Here is an 11008-nt window from a genome sequence, read left to right as displayed (position 1 = left end):
GGATCCCCCTCCCCGGATCGCCCCCGCCCCCGGCCCTGAGGGCCGGGGGCGGGGTCGTGTCCGGCACCGCATAGGATGGCGCGTGTGACACGTACCACATCCTCGCCCTCCCCGGCCGCGCCCGCCGGCGGCGGCGCCGCCCCCGTCATCCTCGCTCGCGGCCTGCGGAAGCAGTACGGCGAGTTCCACGCCGTGAAGGGCATCGACCTGGACGTGCGCCCCGGCGAGTGCTTCGGCCTGCTCGGCCCCAACGGCGCGGGCAAGTCCACCACCATGCGCATGCTCGCCGGCACGTCCCAGCGCACCGGGGGTGAGCTGCGGATCCTCGGGATCGACCCCGAGGAGGACGGCCCCGCCGTGCGGGCCCGGCTCGGCGTCGTCCCGCAGCAGGACAACCTGGACGAGGACCTCACGGCCCGGGAGAACATCCTCATCTACGGCCGCTACTTCGGCCTGCCGTACTCCTACCTGCGACCCAAGGCGGAGGAGCTGCTGGCCTTCGCCCAGCTCACGGACAAGGCCGACGCCAAGGTCACCGACCTCTCCGGCGGCATGAAGCGCCGCCTCGTGATCGCCCGCGCCCTCGTCAACGAGCCCGCCCTGTTCCTGCTGGACGAGCCCACCACCGGCCTGGACCCGCAGGCCCGCCACACCCTCTGGGACCGGCTCTACCGGCTGAAGGAGCGCGGGACCACGCTGCTGCTCACCACCCACTACATGGACGAGGCGGAGCAGCTCTGCGATCGGCTGGTCGTCGTCGACGCCGGGCGGATCATGGCCGCGGGCACGCCCGCCTCCCTCATCCGCGAGCACGCCTCGCGGGAGGTGCTCGAGGCACGCTTCGGCACGGACCGCAACGCCGCCGCCGCCCGCCTGCTGCGTGAGTCCCTCCCGGGCCTGCACCGTCTCGAGGTCCTGCCCGACCGCGTGCTGCTCTACACCGAGCACGCCGACACCCTGCAGCAGGACCTCGCCCGGCTCGTGGCCGATGGGCACGTCACCGCGCCGGTCACGCAGCTGACCCGGCGGGCGTCCCTGGAGGACGTGTTCCTGATCCTCACCGGCCGCACCCTGGTGGACTGAGCCGTGGCCGCACAGATCCCGGCCTCGGCCCCGTTGCAGCCGCCGATCACGGCGGCCGAGTCCGCGGTGCGCGTGAAGGCCCGTGGCGCCTGGTTCTACGCCGAGCACGTGCTGCGCAGCATGCGCCGCTACGGAGCGGTGCTGATCGTCGGCGCCCTGGGCGAGCCGATCCTGTACCTCCTGGCCATGGGCCTGGGCATGGCGCAGGTGATGGGCGGCGGCGCCCCGCAGGAATCCCTCGGCGGGGTGTCCTATGTGACGTTCCTGGCGCCGGCGCTGCTGGCCTCCGGCGCCCTGATGACGGCGGCCACGGAGTTCTCCTACCCGGTGATGGGCGGGTTCCAGTGGCACCGCACCTACTACGCGGCCCAGGCCACCCCGCTCTCCCCGGCGCAGATCGCCGTGGGGCACCTCGGGGCGGTGGCCCTGCGCTTCCTGTTCCAGGCCGCCGTGTTCTTCGGCGTGATGCTGGCCTTCGGGGTGGTGCACAGCCCGTGGGGCTGGGTGCAGGTCCTCACGGCCGCGCTCGGCGGCCTCGCCATCGGAGCGCCGATCATGGCGTTCTCGGCTTCCCTGAAGGAGGACCACGGCCAGTTCGCCACGCTGCAGCGCCTGGTGATCATGCCGCTGTTCCTGTTCTCCGCCACGTTCTACCCGCTGGAGGCGCTGCCGGCGTGGCTGCGCTGGGTCGGCTGGATCTCCCCGCAGTGGCACGCCGCGCAGCTGGGCCGCGTGCTCTCCTACGGCATGGCCGAGCCTCGCTGGCTCACGGTGCTGCACGTGGCGGTGCTGCTGGCGCTCGCCTTCGGCGGCGCGTGGGCCGCGGTGCGGATGTACACGCGCCGGCTCGGCTGGCGGCCGGGCACCCCGGACCGCGACGCCGTCGCCCGCCCCCGGGCCCAGCGCGCCTCCCGGCTGGGCCGGCGCGCGACCCGCGTCGACCGGATGGCGGGGGCGCACGCGGAGGCGGCCGCTGCGTCGTCGGTGGTGCGGGAGCACACGGCGGCGGTGCCGCCGATGCCGGAGATCACGGTGCGGCGGGGCCGCCTGGGCGGGCTGTACTCCGGCAACGTGGCCGCCGTGATGGAGCGGGCGCTCCTCACACTGAAGTCCAACAACTGGGTGGTCTTCGCGTCCGGGTTCTTCGAGCCCGTGCTCTACCTGGCGTCCATGGGACTGGGCCTCGGCGCGCTCGTGGGCGCCGTCCCCGGCCCGGGCGGGGCGCCGATCCCGTACGGCATGTACATCGCGCCGGCGCTGCTGGCCGTGTCCGCCATGAACGGCGCGATCTACGACTCCACGTGGAACGTGTTCTTCAAGCTGCGCTACGCCAAGACGTACCAGACCATGCTCGCGACCCGCCTGGGCCCGCTGGACGTGGCGCTCGGCGAGATCGCCATGGCGCTGCTGCGCGGGCTGCTCTACGCGGTCGGGTTCCTGGTGGTCATGGCCGTCGCCGGGATGGCGACGTCCTGGACCGCGCTCCTCATGGTGCCCGGCGCGCTGCTGGTCGCGCTGGGCTTCGCCTCGCTGGGCATGGCGGTGACCAGCTGGATGAAGACCTTCCAGCAGATGGACTGGATCCAGCTCGTGCTCATGCCGATGTTCCTATTCTCCGCCACGTTCTTCCCGCTCACCGTGTACCCGGAGCCGATCCAGTGGCTCATCCGGGTGTTCCCGCTGTGGCACGCGGTGGAGATGATGCGCGCGCTCGCGGTCGGCGCCGTCACCGGGGCGACGGCGGGGCACGCCCTGTACTTCGGGGTCATGTCCGGGCTGGGCGTGTGGCTCACCTCGCGTCGCCTGCGGGCGCTGTTCCTGCGATGACCGGGACGGGAGTGCTCGACGCCGCGGGCCGGACGGCGGCCCGCGACTGGATCGCGGGGGTGCTGGACCTCCCGGCCGCCGCACTGACGGTGCGGGTGGTCCGCGAGCGATCGTGGGGCGACGTCTGGCGGCTGTCCTCCCCGGCCGGCGTCCACTGGTTCAAGGCTCCGCACCCGCGCCTGCGCGGGGAGGTCCCGCTGCGGGCGCTGCTGGAGTCCCGGGCAGCTGAGCGAGTCCTCCCCCTGGTCGCCGCAGACCACGAGCGCGGCTGGCAGCTCACCGCGGACGCCGGCCGCACCCTCGCCGCGCTCGCCCGGGACGACGCCGGCGCGCCGCGCCCCGGCGAGGTAGCTCGCCTCTACGCCGGGCTGGCCGGCGCGCTCGCCGCCATGCAGGAGGCGGTGGGGGAGGACGACCTGCGCGGCCGAGGACTGACGGAGTTCGACCCGGCCAAGGCCGAGCTGTCCCTGCTCCGCGAGCTCGCCCCGTTCCGGGCGCTGCCCGCCGCCCATCCGGCGCATTGCACCGCTGAGGAGGAGGCGCGCGCCGTCGCCGTGACGGCCGCGCTCGCGATGCGCTGGGAGGACTGCGGCGGTCCGGCCGACCCGCTCGGCCTGGACCACAACGACCTCCACGGCGGCAACGCGTTCCTCGGGGCGGACGGCCGGGTCCTGGTCAGCGACGTCGGGGACGCGGTGCTCGGTCATCCTGGGGCGAGCCTGCGCGCCCTGCTGGTGCCGGTCCGGGCCGAGCACGGAGCCGATGCCGCGGAGACCGTGCGGACCGCCTGGCTCGCCGCCCGCGGCCAGGACCACGCGGCGGGGCGGGAGCGCCTCGAGCTGGCCATGCTCCTGGCGGTTCCTCAGCGGCTGCGCGCCTGGGGCGCGCTGCGGTCCCCGGAGACCTGGGCCGCCTACGCGGAGTGGATCACCGCCCTGTGGCGGGACATCGGCACACCGGTGGACCAGCTCACCACGGCCTGACCGCCGCCCGCGGTGCCCTCAGCGCGCCGTCCGCCGGCGGCGCACCAGGTCGGCGGCGGCGATCGCCGTCGTGACGAGCCAGCAGGCGCCCACCATGAGCACGGCGGCGGACGCGGCGTGCGCGAACCCGGCGGCCGACGGCGCCCCGCCAGGCCCGGCCGCCCCGGCCAGGGCCGCGTAGAAAGCCCCCATCACCACGGACAGGCCCAGGGCGGTGCCCATGCGCTGTGCCGTCTGGGCGACGCCGCCGGCGGCCCCGGCCTCGTGCCCGGCGACGTCCTCCATCATCAGCACCTGCGTCGTCGTGAGGATCAGGGCCTGGGACACGGCCATGACCGCCAGCGCGGCGCCCACGATCCACGGGCTCCACGCGCCCGCGGCGGAGCGCTCGAACGCCAGGGCCAGGATGGCCAGCGAGGCCAGGCCGACGACGCCGCCCCCGAACACCATGCGCGCCCCCTCGGACTGGACCTTGGAGCCGGCCCACGGGGAGGCCACGGCCTGGACCACGGCCCCCGGCAGGGTCGCCAGCCCGGAGGCGAGCGGGCTGAAGCCCATGCCCTGCTGCAGGAACACGGCCGTCACCGCGAACACGGCGGGCATGCTGGACAGGAAGATCGTGGACTCGGCGGCGCCGATGCTGAACGACGCGCGGCGGAACAGCGCCGGGTCCACCATGGGCTCCACGCCGGTGGCTGCGGCACGGCGCTTCACGCGCAGCTCCCACAGCCACCAGCCCACGCCGAGGACGGCGGCCCCCGCCAGCAGCGCCCACGTGCCGGGCACGATGAACGGCACCATCAGGCAGAGGCTGGCGCCGCCCAGCAGCAGGGCGCCCACGGGGTCCAGTGCGGCGATCCCGCGCGGCCCGCCGGACCTGCCCGCGGCCCCCTTCACCCGGGTGTCCGGGGAGAGCCAGGCCGTCGCCATGACGATCGCGAGCACGCCCACGGGCACGTTCATCAGGAACGTGGAGCGCCAGCCCCAGTCCGGGCCGAGGGTCCCGAGCAGCAGACCGCCCAGCAGCGGGCCCACCGCCACGCCCAGGCCCACCACCATGCCGAACAGGCCGTAGGCGCGGCCGCGGACCCGCCCCGTGAAGTGGGACTGGATGAACCCGATGGTCTGCGGGTTGAACACGCCCGCGCCGAGGCCGGTGAGGAGGCGCCCCGCGTTCAGCCACAGCGGGTCCGGGGCCAGGCCGGAGAGCAGCGAGCCGAGCACGTAGAGCGCGATGCCGGCGAGGAACAGCGGGCGGCGCCCCCAGAGATCCCCGGCGCGTCCCGCGGCCACCAGCACCATGCCGAAGGTCAGGGTGTAGCCGGAGAGCACCCACTGCAGGTCCGCGCTGGAGGCCCCGAGGCCGCCCTCGATGGAGGGCAGGGCCACGTTCACCACGGACACGCTCATCAGCGCCAGGAAGAGGGGGATGAGCAGGACGGTGAGGATGCGGCGCTGGTCGGCGGTGAAGGCGCCGGACTCCGTGGCGGCGGGGGAGGGGAGGGTCACCGGCACAGCCTACGGGGCGCCCCGATTCGGAGCCCGGGTGGGCCGTGCGGGATGATGGGGGCCAGTCCCGCACGCACACTGGAGGAACTCCGCATGCCCCAGAGCATCCCGTCCGGCTCGGCCGGCACCCGTCCGGCGCGCGCCGGCCTCACCGTCGGCTCCACCGGGTTCGCCGTGATGGTCGCCGTGCTGCTCGTCGCGATCGTCTTCGCGGCCAACGCCAACGACCTCATCGGCTGGCTGGTGGTGGCCATCGCCGCGGGCTGGCTCGTCTTCGCCGTGGTGGTGTTCCTGCAGATGCGCAAGGGCGTGCGGGAGGCGGGCCGCAAGGTGGACACCGCCATGCAGAACGCCCGTGCCGACGTCGCCGCCCTGCGCGCCCCGCAGCAGCCCGCCCCGGCCGCCGCCGTGCCCGCCGCCGCCGGCGACCCCATGCGGGACACCAAGCTCGAACACTCCTTCAAGATCTGCCAGGTCCAGGCCCGCGTGATCACCCAGCAGCTGGACGCGGAGGGCCCGCTGGACCGCGAGATGGTGGACCGCGCCCTGGAGACCATCACCATCACCGCGCAGAACGCCCGGGACATGATCAAGGAGTCCGCCCGCGACGCCGAGGGCCCCGTGTCCGGGACGGTGGTCTCCTGATGACCGTCCCCCAGAAGGACCCGGTCACCGGGAAGCACCCCGGGCCCGCCGCGGGCGAGCCGGTGGTGCACGCCAACGCCGGCGCCCCGAAGCCCGAGGGCGCCCTGCGCGTGGCCACGGTGAACGTGAACGGCATCCGCGCCTCCCACCGCAAGGGCATGGGCGGCTGGTTCGCCGGCCGCGGCGTGGACGTGCTCACCCTCCAGGAGGTCCGCGCCCCGCAGGAGATCGCCCACGCCCTGGTCCGCGACGTCGTGGGCGACGCCTGGGACGAGGTGCACGTGGCGGACGTGGAGGCCGCCTCGAAGGGCCGTGCCGGCGTCGCCGTGGCGTCCCGGTTCCCGTTCGAGGACGTCCGCACCGGCATCGGCGGTGCTGAGGACCACGCGGCGGACGCGGGCCGGTGGATCGAGGCCGACGTCCGCCTGCCGGACGGCTCCCTGCTGACCGTGGTGTCCGCGTACGTGCACACCGGCGGGGTGGACACCCCCAAGCAGGTGGACAAGTACCGCCTCCTGGACGAGATGGTCCGCCGCCTGCCCGAGCTCGCGGCGGACGGCCGCCACGTGCTGGTCACCGGCGACCTCAACGTGGGCCACACCGAGCGGGACATCAAGAACTGGCGGGGCAACGTCAAGAAGGCCGGCTTCCTTCCGGAGGAGCGCGCCTACTTCGACCGGTTCTTCGGCGAGCTCGGCTACGTGGACGTGCACCGCACCCTCGCCGGGGACGTCCCCGGCCCCTACACGTGGTGGTCCATGCGCGGGCAGGCGTTCGACAACGACGCCGGCTGGCGCATCGACTATCAGATGGCCACGCCGGAGCTCGCCGCCAGGGCGACCTCCGCCGTGGTCGACCGTGCCCCCAGCTGGGGGACCCGCTTCTCCGACCACGCCCCGCTCGTGGTCGACTACCAGTTCTGACCGTGCAGGAGAGACCCGAGGCTGAGATGACCATGAAGAAGAACTCCGTCCAGGACGTCCTGGCCCAGGACGCCGCCGCCACCGCCCACCTGGCCGGCGCGTCCGCCCGGCACCGCGTGCTCTCCGGCATGCAGCCCTCGGCGGACTCCCTCCACCTGGGCAACTACCTCGGCGCCCTCGTGAATTGGGAGCGCACCCAGGCCGACTTCGAGGCGTTCTTCTTCATCCCCGACCTGCACGCCATCACCGTGCCGCAGGACCCGGCCGCGCTCGCGGAGCGCACCCGGGTGGCCGCCGCGCAGTTCATCGCCGGCGGCATCGACCCCGAGCGCTCCACGCTGTTCGTCCAGTCCCAGGTCCCCGAGCACGCGCAGCTGGCCTGGGTGCTGACCTGCATGACCGGCATGGGCGAGGCCATGCGCATGACCCAGTTCAAGGACAAGTCCGCCAAGCAGGGCGCGGACGCGGCCGGCGTCGGCCTGCTCGCGTACCCCATGCTCATGGCCGCGGACATCCTGCTCTACCAGCCGCACGGCGTGCCCGTGGGCGACGACCAGCGCCAGCACGTGGAGCTCACCCGCGACCTCGCCCAGCGCTTCAACCACCGCTACGGCGAGACGTTCGTGGTGCCCACCGGCTTCTACCCGGAGACCGGCGCGCGCATCTACGACCTGCAGGACCCCACGTCGAAGATGTCCAAGTCCGCGGCGTCCCCGAACGGGCTCATCAACATCCTCGAAGAGCCGAAGAAGACCGCCAAGAAGATCAAGTCCGCGGTCACCGACGACGGCACCGAGGTGCGCTTCGACCGCGAGGCCAAGCCCGGCGTCTCCAACCTGCTGACCATCCTCTCCGCGGTGAGCGACCGTCCGATCCCGGAGCTCGAGGCCGAGTTCGAGGGCAAGATGTACGGCCACCTGAAGGTGGCGGTGGCGGACGCCGTCGTGGAGCGCCTGGCGCCCGTGCGCGAGCGCGCCCTGGGCCTGCTGGACGACCCGGCCGAGCTGGACCGCATCCTCGCCGCCGGCGCGGCGAAGGCCCGCGAGGTCGCCACCCCCGTGCTCGAGGACGTCTACGCGAAGGTCGGCTTCCTTCGCCCGCTGCGCTGAGCCCGCCCCGCGGGCCGACTCCGCCCTGCGGGGGAGCGGGGCGGCCCGCAGGGTCCGACCTGGGTCTGACGCGCCTGTGCCGGGGCCGTGTGAAGATGGACGCGGCTGCCGCGCGACGGGCGCGGCCGACGCGAGGGAGGCACCCCCATGTCCACCGTCCACACCCATCCGCCGGAGACGCAGGCGTCCCGGGGAGAGGAGCCCGTCCTCGAGACGGAGAACCTCGTGAAGGTCTACGGCCGGGGGGCCTCGCGGTTCGACGCCCTCAAGGGCGTCACGCTGCAGATCCACCGCGGCGAGTCCGTGGCCGTCGTCGGCAAGTCCGGCTCCGGGAAGTCCACGCTCATGCACCTGCTCGCCCTGCTCGACGTGCCCACGTCCGGCGTCGTGGCGATGGACGGCCGGCCGGTGTCCCAGCTCAAGGCCGCCGAGGTGGCGCACCTGCGCAACGAGCGGTTCGGCTTCGTGTTCCAGCAGTTCTTCCTCAACGCGGACCAGACCGTGCTGGAGAACGTGGTGCTGCCCCTGAAGATCGCCGGGGTGCCCCGCCACGAGCGCGAGGCCCGCGGCCGCGAGGTGCTGGAGCGCCTGGAGATCGCGGACAAGGCGAAGAACCGCGCCAACGACCTCTCCGGCGGCCAGAAGCAGCGCGTGTGCATCGCCCGGGCCCTCATCAACCGGCCCACGGTGCTGTTCGCGGACGAGCCCACCGGCAACCTGGACTCGGCGACCTCCCGCTCCGTGGAGGAGATCCTCTTCGGCCTGCACCGGGACGAGGGGATCACCCTCGTCGTCGTCACCCACGACGACGACCTCGCCGCCCAGTGCGACCGCCGCCTGGTGATGCAGGACGGCGTGATCGTGGCCGCCGAGGGCGCCGGGCGCGCCGTCGCCGCCGGGACGGGGGCCCGGGCATGAAGGCCCCCGACCTGATCCGCACGGCCCTCGGCAACACCGCCCGTGCCAAGCTGCGCACGTTCCTGACGGTGATCGCCATCATGATCGGAGCGTTCACCCTCACCCTGACCTCCGGCCTGGGTGCCGGCATCAACAAGTACGTGGACAACATGGTGGCCGGCTTCGGCGCACCCGACGAGCTGACCGTCTCCAAGCCCGCGGGGAACCAGATGGCCGGCATGACCGGCGGCGCGCCCACCGAGTACGAGGACTCCGCCGCCGCGGGCGAGATGTACGGCATGCCGCTGCTCACCCAGGAGGACCTGGACCGCATCGGGGCCACGGAGCACGTCACGGGCGTGGAGACCGTGCGGATCGTGGAGGTGCAGGACCTGCGCGGCGCCGACGGCCGCCGCTGGAGCGTGCCCATGATGGGCGGCACCTACGAGATCGGCAAGCTCTCCGTGAAGGCCGGCCGCGAGCCCGCCGCGGATGGCGGGGCCATGGAGCTGACGGTGCCGACGGAGTGGGTCGAGTCCCTGGGCGGCACCGCCCCGGAGGACGTGCTCGGCCAGGAGGTCACCCTGACCACGAAGACCCCGCTGCAGCAGGAGCGCACCGTGCAGGCCGAGGTGGTCGGCGTGACCGAGCGCCTGCCCTCCGGCGTCGGCGCGAACCCCGTGCCCTCCGCGGCCCTGGAGCAGGGCCTGCACGACATCCAGACCGAGGGCCTGCCGGAGGAGCAGCGGAACACCTACTTCCAGGCGACGGCGATCGTGGAGGGGATGCCCGGCAACGAGGCGGCCGTGAAGGCCGCCCTGAGCGAGCAGGGGTACCAGGCCCAGACCCTCGAGGACCAGCTCGGCAGCATCCGCGGCATCATCAGCGCCGTGACCTGGGTGCTCAACGGCTTCGCGCTCATCGCCCTGCTGGCGGCCAGCTTCGGCATCATCAACACGCTGCTCATGGCCGTCCAGGAGCGCACCCGGGAGATCGGCCTGATGAAGGCCCTGGGCATGACGTCCGGCCGCATCTTCGGGCTGTTCACCCTGGAGGCCGTCGTGATCGGCCTGCTCGGCTCGCTGCTCGGCGTCGGCCTGGGCGTCGCGGTGGGCGTCGGCGTGAACGCCTGGCTCACCACCGGCGGGCCGCTCGAGGACGTCGCGGGCCTGGTGCTCTACGCGGTGGACCCCCTGGCGCTCCTGCTCATCGTCCTGCTCATCGTGGCGATCGCGTTCGTCGCCGGGACCTTGCCCGCGGCGCGTGCTGCCCGGAAGGATCCCATCGAGGCGCTGCGCCACGAATGAGCACGGACCGCACATCGCCCGCACACACATCGCACGCACACGGAGGGAACTCAGCATGACCGACCAGAACACCCCCTACCCGCAGAACCCCCAGGGCGGCCAGCCGGCGCCCCAGTACGGCCAGCCCGGCCAGCCGGCGCCCCAGTACGGCCAGCCCGGCGAGGGCTCCCGCTTCGGCACCCAGGCGTACGGCGCCCCGGGTCTGCAGTACGGCGCCCCGCTCGCCGAGCCCGCCAAGTTCCGCACGCTCCTGAAGCTCACCCTGGCCTCGGCCGTGGTCTACGTGCTCTCCGCCCTCCCGGGCCTGTTCGTGGACCAGGACGCCCTGGTCCGTGACCAGCTGCGGGCGCAGGGCATGTCGGCCGAGCAGATCGACCAGGCCATGCAGAACGCCGGCATGTTCAGCGCGATGGCCGGCATCGGCGTCGTCGTCGGGCTCCTGATCGCCCTGGGCCTGTACGCCCTGGTGTACTTCGGCCTACGCGCCGGGAAGAACTGGGCCCGTGTCCTGGGCATCGTCCTCGCGATCCTCGGCACCCTGTCCGACGTGTTCGGCCTGTTCAGCCTCGGCAGCTTCCCGGCCGGCGTCATGATCGCCTCGCTGGTGCTGTCGGTGCTGTTCATCGCCGTCAACGTGCTGTGGCTGGTCAACGCGTTCAACAAGGACGTGGCCGCCTACACCAAGCAGGGCCGCCTGCCCGCCGCCTGACCGGCACCCCGGACGC

General features: G+C 73.4%; 10 protein-coding genes. 9 read left to right on the top strand and 1 reads right to left on the bottom strand.

Annotated features, from left to right (window positions below; all coding sequences use genetic code 11):
• Positions 1-75: 75 nt before the first annotated feature.
• Genes MHY29_RS08985 through MHY29_RS08970 form a run of 3 tightly spaced genes read left to right on the top strand, consistent with a single transcriptional unit; the run spans position 76 to position 3893 of the window.
• Positions 76-1083: an ABC transporter ATP-binding protein gene (locus MHY29_RS08985; RefSeq protein WP_370643496.1), complete on the top strand. Its 1008-nt coding sequence runs from the start codon at positions 76-78 to the stop codon at positions 1081-1083.
• A 3-nt stretch (positions 1084-1086) separates the two neighbouring features.
• Positions 1087-2910 (top strand): ABC transporter permease, encoded by a 1824-nt coding sequence (locus MHY29_RS12390; protein ID WP_370643495.1) that lies wholly within the window; start codon positions 1087-1089, stop codon positions 2908-2910.
• A complete protein-coding gene (locus MHY29_RS08970; RefSeq protein WP_239240426.1) occupies positions 2907-3893 on the top strand; it encodes a hypothetical protein in 987 nt (328 codons plus the stop codon). The genes MHY29_RS12390 and MHY29_RS08970 overlap by 4 nt, the downstream gene beginning before the upstream one ends.
• Positions 3894-3911: 18 nt before the next feature.
• Here MHY29_RS08970 and MHY29_RS08965 read toward each other — a convergent pair whose 3' ends face one another.
• Positions 3912-5402: an MFS transporter gene (locus MHY29_RS08965; RefSeq protein WP_239240423.1), complete on the bottom strand. Its 1491-nt coding sequence runs from the start codon at positions 5400-5402 to the stop codon at positions 3912-3914.
• A 93-nt stretch (positions 5403-5495) separates the two neighbouring features.
• On the opposite strand from MHY29_RS08965, the gene MHY29_RS08960 reads away from it, so the two are divergent.
• The 6 genes from MHY29_RS08960 (at position 5496) to MHY29_RS08935 (ending at position 10992) form a co-directional block, all read left to right on the top strand.
• Complete coding sequence (locus tag MHY29_RS08960; protein ID WP_224355530.1) at positions 5496-6047, top strand: hypothetical protein; 552 nt, start codon at positions 5496-5498, stop codon at positions 6045-6047.
• Positions 6047-6970 (top strand): exodeoxyribonuclease III, encoded by a 924-nt coding sequence (locus MHY29_RS08955; protein WP_370643494.1) that lies wholly within the window; start codon positions 6047-6049, stop codon positions 6968-6970. The genes MHY29_RS08960 and MHY29_RS08955 overlap by 1 nt, the downstream gene beginning before the upstream one ends.
• Positions 6971-6996: 26 nt before the next feature.
• Positions 6997-8079, top strand: coding sequence for a tryptophan--tRNA ligase (gene trpS / locus MHY29_RS08950; protein WP_239240446.1), 1083 nt, complete (start codon positions 6997-6999; stop codon positions 8077-8079).
• 147 nt (positions 8080-8226) lie between these two features.
• Positions 8227-8997: an ABC transporter ATP-binding protein gene (locus MHY29_RS08945; RefSeq protein WP_224355529.1), complete on the top strand. Its 771-nt coding sequence runs from the start codon at positions 8227-8229 to the stop codon at positions 8995-8997.
• The gene (locus tag MHY29_RS08940) at positions 8994-10283 is read left to right on the top strand and encodes an ABC transporter permease (protein WP_224355528.1); all 1290 of its coding nucleotides are present in this window, start codon (positions 8994-8996) and stop codon (positions 10281-10283) included. The genes MHY29_RS08945 and MHY29_RS08940 overlap by 4 nt, the downstream gene beginning before the upstream one ends.
• Positions 10284-10338: 55 nt before the next feature.
• Positions 10339-10992 (top strand): CPP1-like family protein, encoded by a 654-nt coding sequence (locus MHY29_RS08935; protein ID WP_239240420.1) that lies wholly within the window; start codon positions 10339-10341, stop codon positions 10990-10992.
• Positions 10993-11008 lie beyond the last annotated feature (16 nt).

It is taken from the genome of Micrococcus sp. ACRRV, from assembly GCF_022346985.1.
Lineage (GTDB): Bacteria > Actinomycetota > Actinomycetes > Actinomycetales > Micrococcaceae > Micrococcus > Micrococcus porci.
The sequence above is the reverse complement of the archived record's forward strand: the minus strand, read 5'-3'. Positions and strand labels throughout refer to the sequence as shown.